Here is a 17877-nt window from a genome sequence, read left to right on the forward strand (position 1 = left end):
CAATTTGAGCTAGCGCTTTGCTAGCTCCTTTTTCATAAGGAGCGATATCAATGAACGCATTTCAAAAAAACGTACCAGATCAAACATTTGAAACACTAAACCGTGAGGGTGAATTTACCCGTCTAGCAGTTAGCCCTGGCATTATCAATAAGCATTATACGCCAGCGCAATTTCAAAAAATAGCCGAAATTGCTGGCGAAAAGGGTGCGATTAAGTATTCCGCCTCCTATAGTATTCTCGTATCCATTCCAACGAGCGATGCGACAGAAGCTGTGCAAGCCTTACAGGAAGCGGGTCTTTATGTTGCGTCCTCTGGCTCCATTATTGCCATGAAGGCTTGCGATTTTTGTGATGGTGAGAAAATGGAGGCTGCTCCGATAACTGAACATCTTTATCATGCTTTAGAGGGGATCAAGGTACCTGCAAGAGTACGTGTCAATATCAATGGCTGTGCATCTGCCTGCTACAATGCAGTCTATGATGATATTGGGCTCGTGTATCAGCAGGAAAGCTTTGATGTCTATTTAGGTGCTGTGCCGATGGGGGCAAAGGCACAGGCTGGCACATTATTCGCTAAAAGGGTAGGTGTCGAGCACATTGAAGATTTTTTATTGCACATGATAAGCCTTTATAAAGAGCATGCTCGCCCGAATGAACCCTTTTATAAATTTTATCGCAGAACCAAGTCCGCAGAATATTGGGAACTAGTAAAAAATTCTATTAAATAGCAGGAATATTACTTAGGGTGTCGAAGTATTGTAGTAAGGCACAGAAAATTACAATACAAAGGAGCAAGAACATGACATCGAAACAAGGGATTCAACCAGAAGATCTTTATCACTTAAAATCAGTAGCAGATCCACAGCTATCACCCGATGGAACTGAGGTAGTTTATGTAGAGACTCGTATGGACGAGAAGAAAAACGACTATATCTCGAATTTATTTTACATAAACTTGAAGGACAAAACGCCACAGCAATGGACATTTGGTGAGGATAGAACAAGTTCCCCTGTTTGGTCACCAGATGGCAGCCAAATTGCGTTTTTGTCAACGAGAACAGGTAAATCGCAAATTTATGTGCTATCGAAAGCAGGTGGAGAGGCAAAACAGCTGACACATTGTAAAAATGGGGCGACATCCCCTGTCTGGTCCCCATGTGGCAAGAAAATTGCTTTTTCAGTCGTCCTAGGGAAAGATGAAACCATCCAAGATAAAGCGGAGGATGAGAAGAAGAAGGATAAAGAACTCAAGCCACTAGAAATCGAGAAAATGAAGCACAAATCGGATGCTGGTGGATTTATTGATATGGAGCAGTTTATCCATATTGCCCTTGTCAATGTGGAATCAGGAGAGCTAGAGCAAGTGACGGAGGGAAAAGAGTACTTCCATCTCGGTACATGGTCGCCAGACGGCAAATACCTTACGTACTTAGCCGATAAAGCGGAGGATTTGGATTTCTCATTTAATGTGGATATCTTTTTATTGGATTTAGAAACTAAACAGAGCCGCAAGCTAACAGAAGGCTCTGGTGCATATTACCAAACGGCTTGGTCTCCGAATAGCCGATTCCTTTCTTTTGTAGGCGGAGAGCGTGAATTTGAAAATGCCACACAAGCGAAGCTATGGATATATGACATGGAGCAAAAACTGCTAAACTGTGTAACAAGTGAATTCGATGCGCCTGTCGGTGATTTTGTCATCGGTGATTTTCTACAAGGGGTAGCGTCACCACGCGTGCAATGGATGAATGATAATCATAGCTTCTACTTCCAAGTCACAGATCACGGCAATGCAGCGATTTATTTCGGAAATGTAGATGGCGAAATTTACCCAGCGATTCATGATGATCAATATGTCTATGGCTTTTCACTTGATCCGCAAAACGATCAGGCTATTGTAGCGATTAGCACAACGACAAACCCAGGCGATTTGTTTTATGTAAACCTAAAAACAGGTGACAAAGAACAGTTGACGTCAATTAATGAAGAATTTTTAAAGACCAAAACATTAGCTGTTCCCGAAAGTATTGAATTGGAAGGCGCTGAAGGCTGGAAAGTCAATGGCTGGATCATGAAGCCAGTTGGCTATGAAGAAGGGAAGAAGTATCCTCTTATTCTTGAAATCCATGGTGGTCCACATGCGATGTATGGCAACACCTACTTTAATGAATTTCAAATCCTTGCTGCACAAGGCTTTGCAGTGCTTTATACTAATCCGCGTGGTAGTCATGGCTATGGCCAAAAATTTGTGGATGCAGTACGTGGCGATTATGGTGGCAATGATTATGCAGACTTAATGGCAGCGGTAGACTACGCTTTGGAGCACTATGATTTTATTGACCAAGACCGTCTTGGTGTAACAGGTGGAAGCTATGGTGGCTTTATGACCAACTGGATTGTGGGCCATACAAATCGCTTTAAAGCGGCTGTGACGCAGCGCTCCATTTCAAACTGGATTAGCTTTGCGGGTGTCAGTGATATCGGCTATTACTTTACAGACTGGCAAATTCAAGCAGGACTCGATGATATAGAGAAGCTATGGCATCATTCACCGCTGAAATATGTAGACAATGTGGAGACACCATTATTGATTTTACATGGTGAAAAAGACTATCGTTGTCCAATTGAGCAGGCAGAACAATTATTTATTGCCTTAAAGTATCGGAAAAAAGAAACAAAATTCGTTCGTTTCCCTGAGGCGAATCATGAACTATCAAGGAGCGGCAAGCCCACATTACGAATTAATCGACTTGAATATATTCGTGATTGGTTTGTGAAATATCTATAATAGGGTGGCCTAAGAAGAGCATAGCTTCTTAGGCTATTTTTAATAGAAAAGCCCTGTATGATTGTTTATAACGTTTCAATCGTTTGAAAAATCTCTTTGTAAAGGATATCTAACCCTTTCTCACCTTTCATATAGAAATACCAAACATCTTCTCGATTTGCATCATGATCATATAAATAAATTGTTGTATGAGAACCGTTCTTTAATGATTCCCAATGAGCCGTTTCAAATGTAGTTCCTTCTCTTGTAAATGGAAAATGACGTTTTGGTGAATCAAAAAAAACAATAGGGATTTTAGCGTTTTCATAAGCTTTAACCAATTTATCAGCTGATGCTTCTTCAAACATCATGGGTGTTATCATAACAGCATCAAAATTTGTGGAAATATGTAATGTATCCTCGCTAAATTCATCTAATGCAATGGTTTCGAAATGAATTTTTTCGTTATTTAATTCAGGGATAGTACCAACTACAGCCATTTTTAAAGGCGCTCCATCATATTTAGTTTCATCATTTGAACATGCAACTAATACTAACAAACTTAATATGAATAAAAATTTTTTCACAATTATCCTCCTTTTTTCTCACGATATCGTTGTGTTCATCACATAAAAAAAGAATCACAACAAGGTGTGATTCTCGATGGGTTAGTCGATTTTCTGGATGAACACGACCTTCAGATAATTAAACTCAGGGTATTCACGTTGTACTCGGAAATCCTTCGGCAAACCGTATTCCTCCACGATTTTATAGCGTGTACGAGTTTCTTTAAATGCTTGGTCAATAAAGCCTTTGAACTTTTTCATACCGAAGCTAGCATTATTTGTGGAAGCCACAATGATGCCGTTTTTAGCGGTAATGGCAATCGTGTCCTTCAGTAATTTAGGGTAGTCCTTTGCCGTTGAAAAGGTCATTTGCTTCGTACGTGCAAAGCTAGGTGGGTCTAAAACGACAAGGTCAAACTGTAAAGCATGACGCTGCGCATATTTAAAATAATGAAAGACATCCATGACTTTTATATCCTGTGCCTCATAATCAATATGATTGACACTAAATTGCTCAATCGTTTTGGCTAGACTGCGCTTGGCTACATCTACACTCGTTGTCTTGATGGCACCTCCTAGAGCAGCTGCCACAGAAAATGCTCCTGTATAGGAGAACGTATTCAGCATGTCAGTATTATTCGCATAACGCTCACGAATAGCCAATCGCACCTCACGTTGATCAAGGAAAATCCCTGTCATAGCACCATCGTTTAAATGCACTGCATAGGTCATACCATTTTCCTTTACCATGATGGGAAATTCGCCTGGCGTGCCCATCACAAAATCATCCTGCTCGATATACTGTCCTTTGCTATCAAAGCGTTTTTTCTCATAAATCGCTTGGTAGTTCACTGTCTCAGCAAGCGCCTCATAAACCACTTCTCTAAATGAGTAAATACCCTCACTATACCAGCTCACCATGTAGTAGCCGTTAAAAAAGTCGATCGTTAGACCGCCGATGCCATCTCCTTCACCGTTAAATACACGAAAAGCTGTTGTGTTTTCATTGTTGAAGAATGCAGCACGATTGTCGATGGCTTTTTTGAATTTTTTCATAAAAAAAGGTTTATCGATGGTTTCATTCGCATCGGTCGTTAGCACCCAGCCAATCCCTTTATTTTGGATTCCGTAGTAACCTGTTCCAATAAAACGGTTATGGTGATCCATGAGCTTTAGGAGTGTTCCTTGCTCAGCAGGTAGACGTCGTGCATCGACCGCTTCCTTTGAAATAAGAGGGTAGCCTTTTTTTAATTGATCAGAAAAGGGCTGTTGTATTTGTAGTGCCATTATTTGTGTCATAGTGTCATCCTTTAAAAAACGTTTTGCTCTATTATCGCACTGTTTGAGCAGGATAGCCAAGCTTATTTCAGGAATTGCGCAATTTTTGTCACGGTTTCAATTGTTGCGTCTTCAAAATAATTCATTTTACTGAAATAGCTATGGATTAATCCTGGCATTGTAATATGCTCGACTGCCACACCAGCAGCTTTTAACTTTTGTGCATAGCTTAGACCCTCATCAAAGAGAACATCTGCCTCTGCAGCGATAATCAGTGTTTTTGGCATGTTACGGACATCCTCTAGCTGAAGAGGGGACACAAATGGATTCGTAAAGTTTGCTTCCTCCGTATAGTGCTGAGAGAACCATTGCATGGCTTGTGCATCTAAGCCGTAATTTTCACCATATGCCAGATAGGATACTGTTGAAAAATCGACATTTGTCACAGGATAGATCAGTGCTTGCGCTTGTAGCGTTGGACCATCCAGTGCAGTAGCTAAGTGCGCAACGACTGTAGCTAAATTTCCACCTGCACTATCCCCAGCAACCGACAATCGACTTACATCTCCACCTATTGCTTCAATATGGTCATGCACCCATACTAAGCTATCGTAGGCATCATGTAAGGGTGTTGGGAAGGGGTATTCGGGTGCTAAACGATAATCCACTGACACCACAAGCGCCTGTGCCTGATCTGCTAATAGCTGGCAGCCTGCATCGACAGATTCTAAATTGCCATAGACCCAGCCACCACCATGGTAATAAACAATAACTGGTAATGCTTTACTGACAACGGGCGTATAAAGCCGAACTGTAATTTGCGCGCCATCTCGCACCGTAATGTTGTGATCCTCAATGGATGCTAGCTTCGGTTTATGGGCGGATTGCCATTGCGTAACCGTACGCATAGCTCTCGCTTCCTGTGGTGTCACTTTGTAATAAGGTGTACCAGTGCGCTGAGCTTCTATATAGTGAACAGCTTCTTTTCTTAAAGTAGTCATCTTCATCATTCCTTTATCGTGAGGTTTGTTATTTCTATTATAAACTATTCGTATAATTTTACTAGGATTTGATTTAGAAAAAGTTTATTTATTTATAAATGAGGTGAAATCAGCGCATTATGTTTATAATAAAAGGGATGAACGTATTTGGAGGGACAGTATGATTTCTTTAATTGTGGCACATGATGACAACCACGTCATCGGTTATAACAATGGGATGCCGTGGCATTTACCAGGGGATTTGCAGTATTTTAAACAAAAAACAATGGGCAAGCCTATGATTATGGGACGTAAAACATTTGAATCCATCGGTCGACCACTTCCAGGGCGACGCAACATCGTCATTACGCGTGATGAAAACTATCAGGCAGCGGGCATTGAAATCGTGACAAGCTTGGAAGCGGCTTTAGCGCTAGCTGGAGATGTACCTGAGGTGATGATTATTGGTGGCGAGCAGATTTTCCGTTTAGTGATGGAGATGGCTGATCGCTTGTATATCACAAAAATTAATCACGCCTTTCAGGGAGATACCTATTTCCCAAGCTATGAACAGGATTTTGTTCAAGTCTCTTCACAGGAGCCTGAAACAGCACCAGAAGGCTATACATTCCAATATCAAATTTTTGAACGTAAATAAACGAAAAAGCAATCGCTCATTGTGAAGGGAGCGATTGCTTTTATTATAGATAAAAATAAACACATGCATACATAGAGGCACAGCCAGCTAGCACAAAGAGGTGCCAGATCGCATGGTTAAAGGGCAGTGAGCGCCATGCATAAAAGATGGCCCCAATCGTATAGAACAGCCCACCAGCTAGCAGTAAAGCAAAGCCATGTAATCCTAAATACAGATAAACAGGCTTAATGGCAAATATAATTAACCAGCCCATTCCGATATAAAAAATCAATGAAAGTACTTCAAAGCGATTAATAAAGAAACATTTAAACAGCACACCAAGCACAGCCAGTGACCAAATAATACATAGCAACGTCAATCCTAGAGTACCACCAACGGCAATTAATAAAAATGGCGTATAGGTGCCGGCAATTAAAATATAAATGGACGAATGGTCCAAAATAGCGAAAAAGTGTTTATATTTTTCTGGCATACTGTGTAGCAAGGTAGACATTAAAAACAGAATGATGACAGACGCACCGAAAATGCTGAAGGTTGTAATATGTAGGGCATTTCCTGTTTGTACGGCTGCTAACAGTAGAACAACCAGTGCTGGAATACTAGCGATGAAACCAATACCATGTGTAATGGCATTCCACAGCTCTTCCCTCCATGATTTATAGTCAAATGAATCAACCATTTGAAACACTCCTTTCGTTCATACATTTACTATACCCCAATAATTTGTACATGAACATTTACATTTGTCATATATTTCATATCAAAAATGTCATAAGGCTGTCATAATCTTTGAGGGGCATTGATAGACAAGAGGTAGGCGAAAACGCTATAGTATCCAAGGTAGCGTTTACATGCAAGCGAGGACAAGGTTTTGCCTAATGACAAATGTCATGTTTACATAATGATTCATTAGTCTATATAATAAATTTTAATGAAGTAAAAGGATGTGTCGAAGTGAGACGAATTCATATAGTAACGGACTCAACTTGTGATTTAACAAAAGAAGAAGTAGCACAACATGGAATACATATCGTGCCTTTAACGATTCAAATTGATGGTCAAACATATACAGATGGTGTGGACTTAGAGCCACAGTCATTTTTAGGCTTAATGAAAAATGCGAAAAACTTACCAAAAAGTTCGCAGCCAGCACCAGGGAAATTTAAGGAATTATATGATGAGCTAGGTAAAGATGGTGATCAAATAATCTCCATCCATATGACAGGCGGCATGAGTGGAACAGTAGAATCTGCACGTCAAGCAGCACAAATGACAGATGCCGATGTGACAGTCATTGACTCTCGCTTTATCGCGATTGGTTTGGCTATCCAACTACGTGAGGCAATCCGCATGCGTGATGAAGGCGCAACAGTAGAAGACATCGTGGCACGTTTAGAAAAGGTACGAGACAATACGCATTTATATGTGATTGTGGACACGCTCGAAAACTTAATTAAAGGCGGTCGAATCGGTAAAGGAACAGGCTTTATCGGTTCTCTCCTAAACATCAAAGTCATTGCCAACCTTGAAGGGGGCGTATATAACCCTGTGTCAAAAGTACGTAGTCATAAGCAAGTAGTCAATTTCTTATTTAAACAATTCCAAGCAGACACAGCCGGAAAAATGGTTAAGGCAGTCGGCATTTCCCATGCAGACGGTCTAGTAACGATGGGCAACCCATTAAAATCGTTAATCGAAGACACAGGCTTTAACGATGTAGAAATTGCCTTTACATCCCCAATCATCTCGACACACACAGGTCCAGGAGCCATCGGTTTTATTTATTTTGCAGAATAATAGGAAGGAGCTACTACATAAGTAAATGTAGTGGCTTTTTTTATACGTTGCTCTCGTAGCAACCATAACTTTCACACCAGGGATGAGTGGCTTTGAGCCAAAGATGAGCCATTTTAATTAACCCGTGATCCGTTTCCGACTAAATAAGAGCGTTTTGGATTAAATGGTGATCACTTTGCCAGCGAGAAAGAGCGTCTTCGATTAAATGGTGATCACTTTGCCAGTGAGAAAGAGCGTCTCCAATTAAATAGTGATCACTTTGCCACCAAGAAAGAGCGTCTCTGATTAAATGGTGATCACTTTGCTACTAAGAAAGAGCGTCTCCGGTCAAATGGTAATCACTTTGCCATTGAGAAAGAGCGTCTTCGATTAAATAGTGATCACTTTGCTACCAAGAAAGAGCGTCTTCGATTAAATGGTGATCACTTGGCCACCAAGAAAGAGCGTCTCCGATCAAATTGTGAGCGTTTCCCCACTAAGTAAGAGCGGCTTCGTTACAAAGATGATCGGTTTAACACTAAGTAAGAGCGGCTTCAAACAAATTGTGATCGCTTTCTCACCTGATAAGAGCGGGTTTAAAAAAAGCAGAGCGTCTAACCACTAAGTATGATCGTCTTCAATTAAATAGTGATCACTTTGCCAACAAATACAATCAGTAATCCTCCCAATTACCATCACTTCCGCATAAAGGTACACTGAATAAACACACATTATCCATACATACACCCCATGATGGAGTGAGGAAATTTGGCAAGAACACAAAATTATGGAGAACTAAGGGTAAGTCACTTTTCATTGCGGCATAAACTATTCTATAATAGAAGTAATAGAAAGGGATGGAAGGTGGTCAAATGGACATTTGGCGATTTATGTTGTCGTGTTTGACCGTCTTAGTACTAAGTGGTTGTGCAATTTCAATCGATGAACCGAATCCGCAAGCAGAGCCTGAAGGTGAGCAAGCAGGAACGGAGCAAGATATGCCGCAGGATGAGCAACAAACAGAAGATGAGGAAAAAACATCTAAGAATATGTTGACGCAAATTTTTGAACATTTTTTTGAGCCATCAGCAGAGGATTTATCGCAAATTGATGAAGAACAAGCAAAGCAACTACATTACTTGGCACTGGGAGATTCGTTGACAGATGGTGTCGGTGATGAGTATAGTCAAGACGGTTATGTTGGAAGATTAGCAGATTCATTGCTCGCATGGCCTTCGATCTCGGATGTGGAGGTCGATAATCGGGGCAAACGTGGTAGACGCAGCGATCAGCTACTAAAATTAGTGAAAAAAGGGCATTATGATGAAGAGCTGCAAGAAGCACAGTTTATTTCCTTAACAATGGGTGGCAATGATGTCATGAAGGTCGTCAGGCAGGATTTATTTAACTTGAAGCGTGACGCTTTTGATAAGGAATTGCTGGCTTATAAAGAACGTTACAGCAAAATCGTAGAAGGCATTCGCGCAAAAAATCCGACAGTGCCCTTATTACTCATTGGTTTTTATAATCCCTTTTCGATTGTGACCAATGAGGCGAATGAATTTGATACGATTATCACAGAATGGAATAATGTGATTGAGGAAGTAGCCAGCAAGGATTCCAATGCTTGTTACGTATCAGTAGAAGATTTGTTTGATTCAAATGAAGAGCTCGTTTATCATACAGACTTTTTCCACCCCAATGCAAAGGGGTATGAAAAAATGACAGAGCGTATACTAGCAGCAATGGAGCAGTGTGGTATGGAAAAAAAGATTAACAAGGCAATAGGCTTCGAGGAGTGACAAAATGAATAAATGGAAAGTCGCGTTTTTCGCCTTAGCGGGCACAGTGCTTTTTGCAATCCTCCTCGTCGTTTTTTTAGCAACTAGACCAGTGGATGGCGTCCATGTTGCGAAGAGTTCAGCAGGTGAAAGTGAAAGCAAAGGGAATGTACTCGTGGTGCAAACCACAACAAAGGAATTAGAATCGATATCAAAAAAATATTTAAAGGATGCAGCGAAAGGCTCACCTTTACCACTTGATTTCACAATTGGGGATGATATTCAATTACGCAGCACACTAACGGTATTTTATACGGAAATCCCTATTTCCATGAATTTTGAGCCCATTGTGGATGACAAGGGGAATATTATTTTAAAACAGACGGGCATGAATGTCGGGTTATTAAACATTCCACCGGAGACGACGATGAAAATCATGCGCGATTCGGTGGAATTTCCCTCATGGATTACCGTGAATCCGAATAAAGCCGAAATTTATATTGATTTATCGCGCATTAACATTGCTTCTGGATCACGTGTACGTGCTAAAGAGTTGGACTTACCAAAGGATAAAATCTTATTGGAAATTATTGTTCCTGGTGAATAAGGAGTGAAATGAATGGCAAAGCAATATGCAACATTTGCGGGAGGCTGTTTTTGGTGTATGGTCAAGCCCTTTGACGAAACACCCGGCATTGATTCTGTGATTTCAGGCTATACAGGTGGACATGTTGTGAATCCTACCTATGAACAGGTGTGCTCTGAAACAACAGGGCACGTAGAGGCTGTACAAATCACATTTGATGATGAATTATATAGCTACGAGCAGTTACTTGCGATTTATTGGACATTGATTGACCCAACAGATGCAGGCGGGCAATTTTACGACCGTGGAGAATCCTACACAACGGCCATTTTTTATCATGACGAAGAACAACGTGAGCTAGCTGAACGTTCAAAGGCGGATTTACAAGCGTCTGGCAAGTTTGGTAAACCAATTATGGTAAAAATCTTACCAGCCACTACGTTTTATCCGGCTGAGGGTTATCATCAGCAGTATTATAAGAAAAATCCAATGCACTATGAACGCTATTCGATTGGATCCGGTCGACGAGCGTTTCAGGAGCATCACTGGGGGAATAAGCATGAGTAAAGAACAGCGTTTAAAAGAATTAACTGAAATGCAGTATTATGTGACACAGGAAAATGGTACTGAGCCACCATTTCGCAATGAATTCGATGACCATTTTGCAGAAGGCATCTACGTAGATATTGTATCTGGCAAGCCTTTATTCAGCTCACTCGATAAATACAACTCCGGCTGTGGCTGGCCAGCCTTCACAAAGCCGATTGAAAAAGAACAGGTAACCGAGCATTTCGATACATCTCACGGCATGCGTCGAGTGGAGGTACGCAGCAAAGAAGCGGATTCCCATCTAGGACATGTCTTCCCAGACGGCCCAAGTGAGCAAGGCGGCTTACGCTACTGCATAAACTCAGCAGCGCTTCGATTTATCGCAAAAGAAGATTTAGAAAAAGAAGGCTATGGCGAATACCTAGCATTATTTAAATAGTAAAGCCTAGCAAGGTAGCTCCTTGCTAGGTTTTTTTGTGTCATTATAAAGTGAGGGGGAGAAACAGCAGATAGAAGGATAGGATTCTAAAAGTAGAGGATAGAACTGAAAAAGTAGTGGATAGAATGCTGGAAGTGGAGGATAGCCCTGCGAATTAGGAAGCGAACCCGCAGATAGAAGGATAGAACGTTCAAAGTAAAGGATAGCGCTATAAATTAAAAAAGAGAACCAATCGAAAATATTGGTTCTCCCTCTCCAATTCAAAAATCTTAAACTTTAAACTCGCTTACGAGGTTGCGTAGGCTATCGGCTTGTTGGGCGAGCTCAGTGGCTGCGGCGTTGATTTCCTGCATGGATGCGGAGCCTTGTGTGGCTGCTGCTGCAGATGTCACGGTGTTGGCCGCGGATTGTTCTGCGTAGGCATTGACATGAATGAAGTCACTTGCCACCGCATTGCTATTTTCAAGTGTTGTCGCAATTTTATCCACCATGGCTGCGATGATGGATGTTGTTTCCTCGGTATGCGACAAAATATTGGCTAAGGATTGATTTGTTTCATTGGTCACTTCAACGCCTCGGATGACCGTTGTCACACCTTCATGATTTTGGGCAATGATCGATGTGACCTCATCTTGGATGGATGTGACAATCGATGTAACCTCTTTTGCTGCACTTTGGGATTGCTCTGCTAGCTTGCGCACCTCATCGGCTACGACCGCAAAGCCTCGTCCATGCTCGCCAGCGCGCGCCGCTTCAATCGCCGCATTTAAAGCGAGAAGGTTTGTTTGCTCAGAAATGGCCGTGATCGTACCGATAATGGACGTAATATCCGCCGATTTACGACCTAATGCCTCCACAGTAGACGTTGTAGAAGCCATTGTTTCTTCAATGGATTGCATCACGAGTGACGATTGTTCCACAGAGCGACTACCTTCATCGGCTGCTTGCTGCATGGCAACAGAGGCACGATGGACAGCACTCGCTTGCTCATTTAATTGGTGCATCGAATGCTCTAAGTCGCTCATTTTTTGCTGTGCACTATTCATACTGGAAATTGTATTGTCACTATCACTCGCAATATCAGCTGTCGCATCCGCAATATCCTGAATTGTACGCGCATTTTCATCTGCTAACGACATCAGTTCCTGACTACTGCTTGATACATGATCGGCCAATTCACTTACGCGTCGAATTAAGTTGGAAATCGACTCGATTAACGTATTCGTTGAGGCTGCAATAATCGAAAATTCATCACGATTACGTACATTTACTCGTCTTGTCAAATCGCCGCCAGCTTGTGCAATATCAAGGATAGAGTCATTAATCGCCTGTGTATTACGTTTCAGTGATTTAAATAGCATAAAGCCAAAAATCACAATCGCTAAAAAGCCAACGATTGATACAAGAAAGAACGTCGTGATCGAAAGGTTTACCTGCTGGTTAAGCTTGTCTAATTTTGTTTTATTGGAATCGTCCATGACGGTATTGATGGTCTCGATGTTTTTATCGATATGCGTTTTCATTGTTTCCCCAGTAGCACCCATCATCAGCTTACGAGCCTGCTCAAGACCGAGCTCATCACGCATTGTCATAACTTTATCTGAATAATCAAGGTAATTTTTATAATATTGTTCGATTGCCTGCATATGACCTAGTTCCACTTGTCGATCTTGAAATTGATCTTTCAAAGCAGCTAACTTTTTATTAATGGTATCAATTTTTAAATGATAAGAAGTGGAATAAATGCCGTTACCAGTAATCAAATATGATTGTTCTAAATTGGTCAGTCTAGCAATCTCGTAGGCAAGTTGATTCACCGTTAGTTGCTCCTGCACATTTTTCTTTGTGAAGTCTTCCATTTGGTGCTGCAAATTTTGTATATTGACATAGGACAATATACCCATTATACCGTTAATTACAATAAGAAGTGCAAACATAATAAGCACTTTACCCCGAATTAAATGGTAAAAACGTTGTCGTTTTTCTTTAATAGGAGGGGGATTGTTCCCGGTTTCCCCTTGTGTAGAAGCTTTCCTCTTTTTAAAAAAGCTAAAAATAAAGAGAGACGGGCGTTTTTTCGCTGTATCATGAGTTTTTTTAGTCTTTTTCATCGCCATCACCTTCCTATTTTTTTAAATAGTCGATTTCAATTTTATCTTATTTTGCTAGATTTTTCTATCGTTATTTCTAAAAATTAAAATTTTTCAGATAAAATAACTATGACAAAAGTCAGGACCGACCATGAAAATAGTTCTAAAATCATAAGTGGGTAAAATATAGTAGTAGTGGAAGTTATGACGAACGCTATTTTTTTTGATACACTAGCGAAAAGCCAATGCATAAAAAGGGGAAATTGTTTGATGAAGAAAAGTTTTTATTTATATGTCCTAACCTATCGAGGTGGTGATTGGTCTGACCCTAAAGTACGCTTCGCAGAGGAAGTATTTCATGAGCATAATTTTCCAAAGCAGAGCACAGACTTTAATGAGTTGTCCGACTATATCGAAACCTACGCGACGGAAAACTTAACAATCGAGACCTTTGATTCTTTGTGGACGCTTTATGAGGAACAAGCTTAATTGTACGAAAACTATAAATAATTTTGAAGTTGCTAGACGTCTAGCATTGCGTAAATGACAGAAACACAGTATTATTTATAGTGATAACTGACAGAAAAGAGGGATTGCAGTATGAGTATTCATATTAATGCAAAAAAAGGTGAAATCGCTGACACAATTTTACTTCCAGGAGATCCACTACGTGCAAAATACATTGCAGAAACATTTTTAGAAGATGTAACTTGCTACAATGAAGTACGTAATATGTTCGGATACACTGGTACGTATAAAGGGAAACGTATTTCTGTACAAGGAACTGGTATGGGTGTGCCATCTATTTCTATCTATGTAACAGAATTAATGCAAGAATATGATGTACAAAAATTAATCCGTGTAGGTACTTGTGGTGCAATTCAAAAAGATGTAAAAGTGCGTGACGTGATTTTAGCGCAAGGAGCAACTTCGGATACACGTATGAACCAAATCATTTGGGGCGGTGCTATCGACTTCGCACCAATCGCTGACTTTGACCTTTTATTAAAAGCATATAATGCAGGTAAAGATGCAGGTCTTAACTTACAAGTAGGGAATATCTTCACAGCAGATTTATTCTACTCAGACGAGCACCAAAACGAAAAATTAGCTCAATACGGCGTACTAGCAGTAGAAATGGAATCAGCAGCTCTTTACACATTAGCTGCAAAATTCGGCCGTAAAGCACTTTCTGTTCTAACAGTAAGTGACCACATCATTACAGGTGAAGTAACAACAGCTGAAGAACGTCAAACAACGTTCAATGATATGATTGTGGTAGCATTAGACGCAGCAATTCAAGACTAACTCAACGTTTTATACCAATCTAATTTCATAATGAACAAAGGCAACCGACAAAAAACCGACCATTTTTTAAGATGGACAGGGAATAGTCGGTTGCTTTTTTCTTGGGAAATTATAGGCAGATGGTTCCGGTTTTGATACCAGTAGGGCCGTTAAATCCTGGGATTGTGGCAATTACCATGTTTGTTGCTATGTCGATGACAGACACCGTATTATCTGTTTGATTTGTTACATAGGCAAGTGTTCCATTTGGCAGGATGGTTACTTGGTCTGGAGATGATCCTACTGGAATTGTCGCAATTACCGTGTTAGTGGCTGTACTGATAACAGATACCGTATTATTACCTTTATTCACAATGTAAACAAGTGTTCCATTAGGTGTAATAGCTGTTCCTACTGGGCCTGCTCCGACAGGGATAGTATCCACTACCGTATTTGTAGTGGCATTAATGACCGATACTGAGCCGCTATTTTCGTTTGTCACGTAAGCAAATTGTCCGCTTGGCGTGAAAACAATGGATCTAGGACGAATTCCTACAGGGATTGTCGCAATCACCGTATTGGTTGCAGTATTGATAACAGATACTGAATTTGAATTCTCGTTTGCAACATATGCAAACGCACCATTCGGCGTAAAAGCAATACCTTGAGGTTGTAGCCCTACTGGAATCGTAGCGGTTACGGTATTGGTAGCTGTGTTGATGACAGATACATTGCTCGATCCGTGATTGGATACATAAGCAAGCGTCCCATTTGGTGAAATGGCAACACCAAGGGGGTTAATGCCTACAGGGATGGTAGCAATTGGCAAGTTTGTGGCCGTGCTAAAAACCGTTACATTATCCGAGAAGAGCGCTGGAACATAACCAAAAGCGCCATTTGGTGTAATCGCTACTTCTAGCGGAGCAGTTCCTACTGGAATGGTAGCGACGATTGTGTTTGTTGCGGTATCGATCACAGATACTCTATTATCAGGCGTTGCTAGCTGCCCAGCATCTGTCACATAGACGAGATAATGACAGCTTGGTGGTATGGGTAAAAATGGGGGCTTACAATTACAACGACAACAAGGACAACAGCAACGACAATGACAATTTGGATTTGATTTGAACTTGAATTTTTTTAAATATTTCTGTTCTTTCCCCACACAGGACATCCTTTCGGTCATATATGGCTACTTTATGCGTAAAGAGTTAGGCTTTTTGTACGTTTACCTAGCCAATCCCTTTTCTTCGGAGAAATGAATAGGTCTGCCTTGACAATAAATTCGTTGAAATAGAAAAGGAAATTATCAATTCCAATAGGGGATATAATATAATTGCATAGGATAAAAAGATCTTGGAAATAAAGAAGCAGATAAATTACAGGTTGAGAGATACATAGAAGAATTAAAGAAAGAGGTGAATAAAATGCTAACCTATGAGCTTTTGGATACAGGGCTACTAGCCGATGAGGGAACGATTCGTCCTGTTATGCTGACAGGGCCGTTTCCTATGATTATCATTCCTACACAACCGATTGCCATTCGGGCAGAGAAGCGTAGTTGTCGAATAGGGAAAGGGCAATTTGTCTTGCTTCTGCATCCAGAACAGGACTTTCATATGGTCCCAAGTGAGGGAGAAGCATTTGCTCCTGTTTACTGTCTATCCTTTAACAGTTATCGATTGGCTAAACGGGAACAAGACACGCTAATTTATGTGGCTGATACAGCACATTTGCCAGGGCATGGACAGGTTATGGAATTTCCTCGATATGCGGAAGGACTGCTGAAAAATTTGATGGCGCAGTTTCAGCAGACACAAAAGGTAAGTGCTACTCCTAAGCTCCATTTGCTCCTGCATGAGTTACTCGATACGATTTTTGAAAGAAAGCGTATCGATATCAGTTTCGTGACACATGATCAAGCCATTCAGCAGGCCGTTACCTATATTAAACAGCATTTTGCAGCACCACTAACACGCTCTTTTATGGCCAATATGACTGGTTTTAACGAAAGCTATTTCTCCTCATTGTTTAAGAAGGAAACAGGGTGGGGCTTTGCTGAGTACGTCAATCAAATTCGGATTGATCAGGCAAAGCGTATGCTACTCGGCACAAATGACAAATTGCAGGATATTGCATTGAAAACAGGATTCGCAGATGGCTCGTATTTGGGGAAAACATTCACCAAGTATGTTCACCTTTCAGCTAGCAGTTTTCGCAAAAGGAGACATACAAACCGTATAGTCAGTATTCAATTTCTTGGAGCATTACTGGCTCTAAATATTCAGCCCCTTGCGACTACACGGGAGCTGCTTCAATCATCCCATCTGTTGCACAAGCATCTGCCGAATATTGTGGAGATAGAATCTTTTGATCAAATGGAAGTGTTGCGACAACTAGCCCCAGAGCTAATCGTAGCTCCCACTTATTTATATAATTACCCTGATATACTGAAAGCTCTCGAACAAATCGCTCCTGTTTTGACTCTTCCTTGGGGGCAGCTAGACAAGCTTGAGGAAGTGCAATTGCTTGGTACACTGCTTGGGCGAACACAGGAGGCTGAGGATTGGATGACGAGGTTGCAGCAATCAGCTCAGGAAGCGAGAACAATCATCAAACCATTTTTAGAGCCCGGGATGACAGCAGGAATCTATGAATTAGGGCACGATAATTTATGGCTGATTCCTTATCTATCCGTTCGCTCCGCCTATACTTTATATCAGCTTTTAGGACTCAGTGCGCCTCAGTGTATTCAGCAGGAGGTACTGCAAACAGGTAAACATCTGAAAGTCGAAGAACAGGACGTACCATTGTACTCGGCAAGTCACATGTTTTTAATTGTGCCGGCTGATGATACGGAATCTTTCCGTGAAAAGTTGATGCAGCGCTCTGTTTGGCAACGATTAGTGTATGAACAAGGCTGCCAACTACACTTACTGAAGCTCAATGATTTTTGGTTTGATGATGGTCTATCATTGGAGCTTCAACTTGATGTAATGGTAAAATTGTTCACTAATCAAAGTTAAATCCAACAATTTTCCCTATACAACATCCAATTTATAGGCGTTGTCCTTGTACAATCTTGTCTTTATAATGAACATATCATCGCGAATGATAATC

Annotated in this window: 16 protein-coding genes and 1 pseudogene; 11 read left to right on the forward strand and 6 right to left on the reverse strand. The window is 40.9% G+C overall.

Annotation, left to right across the window (positions count from 1 at the left end; translation table 11 throughout):
- Positions 1–50: 50 nt before the first annotated feature.
- Both MHB40_RS11510 and MHB40_RS11515 read left to right on the forward strand, forming a co-directional pair.
- On the forward strand, positions 51–728 hold the full coding sequence (locus tag MHB40_RS11510; RefSeq protein ID WP_342443564.1) for a precorrin-3B methylase: 678 nt from the start codon (positions 51–53) through the stop codon (positions 726–728).
- Between the two features lie 71 nt (positions 729–799).
- On the forward strand, positions 800–2788 hold the full coding sequence (locus tag MHB40_RS11515; RefSeq protein WP_342443565.1) for a S9 family peptidase: 1989 nt from the start codon (positions 800–802) through the stop codon (positions 2786–2788).
- A 65-nt stretch (positions 2789–2853) separates the two neighbouring features.
- On the opposite strand, the gene MHB40_RS11520 is transcribed toward MHB40_RS11515, so the two are convergent.
- From MHB40_RS11520 to MHB40_RS11530, 3 genes are all read right to left on the reverse strand, one after another.
- Positions 2854–3354 (reverse strand): amino acid oxidase, encoded by a 501-nt coding sequence (locus MHB40_RS11520; protein WP_342443566.1) that lies wholly within the window; start codon positions 3352–3354, stop codon positions 2854–2856.
- 81 nt (positions 3355–3435) lie between these two features.
- Positions 3436–4632: a class I SAM-dependent rRNA methyltransferase gene (locus MHB40_RS11525; protein WP_342443567.1), complete on the reverse strand. Its 1197-nt coding sequence runs from the start codon at positions 4630–4632 to the stop codon at positions 3436–3438.
- Positions 4633–4694: 62 nt separating this feature from the next.
- A complete protein-coding gene (locus tag MHB40_RS11530; protein ID WP_342443568.1) occupies positions 4695–5612 on the reverse strand; it encodes an alpha/beta hydrolase in 918 nt (305 codons plus the stop codon).
- Between the two features lie 160 nt (positions 5613–5772).
- On the opposite strand from MHB40_RS11530, the gene MHB40_RS11535 reads away from it, so the two are divergent.
- Entirely contained in the window at positions 5773–6249 is a 477-nt protein-coding gene (locus MHB40_RS11535) for a dihydrofolate reductase (protein ID WP_342443569.1), read from the forward strand.
- A gap of 43 nt (positions 6250–6292) precedes the next feature.
- Here the strand turns inward: MHB40_RS11535 and MHB40_RS11540 are convergent, their stop codons facing one another.
- A complete protein-coding gene (locus MHB40_RS11540) occupies positions 6293–6928 on the reverse strand; it encodes a hemolysin III family protein (RefSeq protein ID WP_016993322.1) in 636 nt (211 codons plus the stop codon).
- A 275-nt stretch (positions 6929–7203) separates the two neighbouring features.
- On the opposite strand from MHB40_RS11540, the gene MHB40_RS11545 reads away from it, so the two are divergent.
- The 5 genes from MHB40_RS11545 (at position 7204) to msrB (ending at position 11380) form a co-directional block, all read left to right on the forward strand.
- Entirely contained in the window at positions 7204–8046 is an 843-nt protein-coding gene (locus MHB40_RS11545) for a DegV family protein (protein WP_342443570.1), read from the forward strand.
- A gap of 851 nt (positions 8047–8897) precedes the next feature.
- Entirely contained in the window at positions 8898–9827 is a 930-nt protein-coding gene (locus MHB40_RS11550; RefSeq protein ID WP_243456161.1) for a GDSL-type esterase/lipase family protein, read from the forward strand.
- A 4-nt stretch (positions 9828–9831) separates the two neighbouring features.
- A complete protein-coding gene (locus tag MHB40_RS11555) occupies positions 9832–10413 on the forward strand; it encodes a YpmS family protein (RefSeq protein ID WP_205443351.1) in 582 nt (193 codons plus the stop codon).
- A gap of 12 nt (positions 10414–10425) precedes the next feature.
- Positions 10426–10959, forward strand: a complete 534-nt coding sequence (gene msrA / locus MHB40_RS11560; protein WP_342443571.1) for a peptide-methionine (S)-S-oxide reductase MsrA — start codon at positions 10426–10428, stop codon at positions 10957–10959.
- Positions 10952–11380 carry a peptide-methionine (R)-S-oxide reductase MsrB gene (gene msrB / locus MHB40_RS11565; RefSeq protein WP_205443354.1) on the forward strand — a complete coding sequence of 143 codons (429 nt, stop codon included), beginning with the start codon at positions 10952–10954 and terminating at the stop codon, positions 11378–11380. Before msrA ends, msrB begins: the two co-directional genes overlap by 8 nt.
- Positions 11381–11649: 269 nt before the next feature.
- On the opposite strand, the gene MHB40_RS11570 is transcribed toward msrB, so the two are convergent.
- Entirely contained in the window at positions 11650–13491 is a 1842-nt protein-coding gene (locus MHB40_RS11570; protein WP_342443572.1) for a methyl-accepting chemotaxis protein, read from the reverse strand.
- A gap of 249 nt (positions 13492–13740) precedes the next feature.
- On the opposite strand from MHB40_RS11570, the gene MHB40_RS11575 reads away from it, so the two are divergent.
- Positions 13741–13959: a YozE family protein gene (locus MHB40_RS11575; protein ID WP_205443357.1), complete on the forward strand. Its 219-nt coding sequence runs from the start codon at positions 13741–13743 to the stop codon at positions 13957–13959.
- A gap of 111 nt (positions 13960–14070) precedes the next feature.
- Positions 14071–14778 carry a purine-nucleoside phosphorylase gene (gene deoD, locus MHB40_RS11580; RefSeq protein ID WP_205443358.1) on the forward strand — a complete coding sequence of 236 codons (708 nt, stop codon included), beginning with the start codon at positions 14071–14073 and terminating at the stop codon, positions 14776–14778.
- A 109-nt stretch (positions 14779–14887) separates the two neighbouring features.
- Here the strand turns inward: deoD and MHB40_RS11585 are convergent.
- A pseudogene (locus tag MHB40_RS11585) lies at positions 14888–15802 on the reverse strand (beta-propeller fold lactonase family protein); the annotation flags it as partial.
- Positions 15803–16184: 382 nt separating this feature from the next.
- Between MHB40_RS11585 and MHB40_RS11590 the strand changes: the two are divergent.
- On the forward strand, positions 16185–17783 hold the full coding sequence (locus tag MHB40_RS11590) for a helix-turn-helix domain-containing protein (RefSeq protein ID WP_342534639.1): 1599 nt from the start codon (positions 16185–16187) through the stop codon (positions 17781–17783).
- Positions 17784–17877: the final 94 nt, after the last annotated feature.

The organism is Lysinibacillus sp. FSL K6-0057 (assembly GCF_038630885.1).
GTDB lineage: Bacteria > Bacillota > Bacilli > Bacillales_A > Planococcaceae > Lysinibacillus > Lysinibacillus fusiformis_F.

Excerpts from the sequence above, each read along its gene's own strand:
- MHB40_RS11510 (WP_342443564.1), top strand. The coding sequence starts at position 51 with ATGAACGCATTTCAAAAAAACGTACCAGATCAAACATTTGAAACACTA.
- MHB40_RS11515 (WP_342443565.1), top strand. The coding sequence starts at position 800 with ATGACATCGAAACAAGGGATTCAACCAGAAGATCTTTATCACTTAAAA.
- MHB40_RS11525 (WP_342443567.1), bottom strand. The coding sequence starts at position 4,632 with ATGACACAAATAATGGCACTACAAATACAACAGCCCTTTTCTGATCAA.
- MHB40_RS11530 (WP_342443568.1), bottom strand. The coding sequence starts at position 5,612 with ATGACTACTTTAAGAAAAGAAGCTGTTCACTATATAGAAGCTCAGCGC.
- MHB40_RS11535 (WP_342443569.1), top strand. The coding sequence starts at position 5,773 with ATGATTTCTTTAATTGTGGCACATGATGACAACCACGTCATCGGTTAT.
- MHB40_RS11540 (WP_016993322.1), bottom strand. The coding sequence starts at position 6,928 with ATGGTTGATTCATTTGACTATAAATCATGGAGGGAAGAGCTGTGGAAT.
- MHB40_RS11550 (WP_243456161.1), top strand. The coding sequence starts at position 8,898 with ATGGACATTTGGCGATTTATGTTGTCGTGTTTGACCGTCTTAGTACTA.
- MHB40_RS11555 (WP_205443351.1), top strand. The coding sequence starts at position 9,832 with ATGAATAAATGGAAAGTCGCGTTTTTCGCCTTAGCGGGCACAGTGCTT.
- msrA (WP_342443571.1), top strand. The coding sequence starts at position 10,426 with ATGGCAAAGCAATATGCAACATTTGCGGGAGGCTGTTTTTGGTGTATG.
- msrB (WP_205443354.1), top strand. The coding sequence starts at position 10,952 with ATGAGTAAAGAACAGCGTTTAAAAGAATTAACTGAAATGCAGTATTAT.
- MHB40_RS11570 (WP_342443572.1), bottom strand. The coding sequence starts at position 13,491 with ATGAAAAAGACTAAAAAAACTCATGATACAGCGAAAAAACGCCCGTCT.
- MHB40_RS11575 (WP_205443357.1), top strand. The coding sequence starts at position 13,741 with ATGAAGAAAAGTTTTTATTTATATGTCCTAACCTATCGAGGTGGTGAT.
- deoD (WP_205443358.1), top strand. The coding sequence starts at position 14,071 with ATGAGTATTCATATTAATGCAAAAAAAGGTGAAATCGCTGACACAATT.
- MHB40_RS11590 (WP_342534639.1), top strand. The coding sequence starts at position 16,185 with ATGCTAACCTATGAGCTTTTGGATACAGGGCTACTAGCCGATGAGGGA.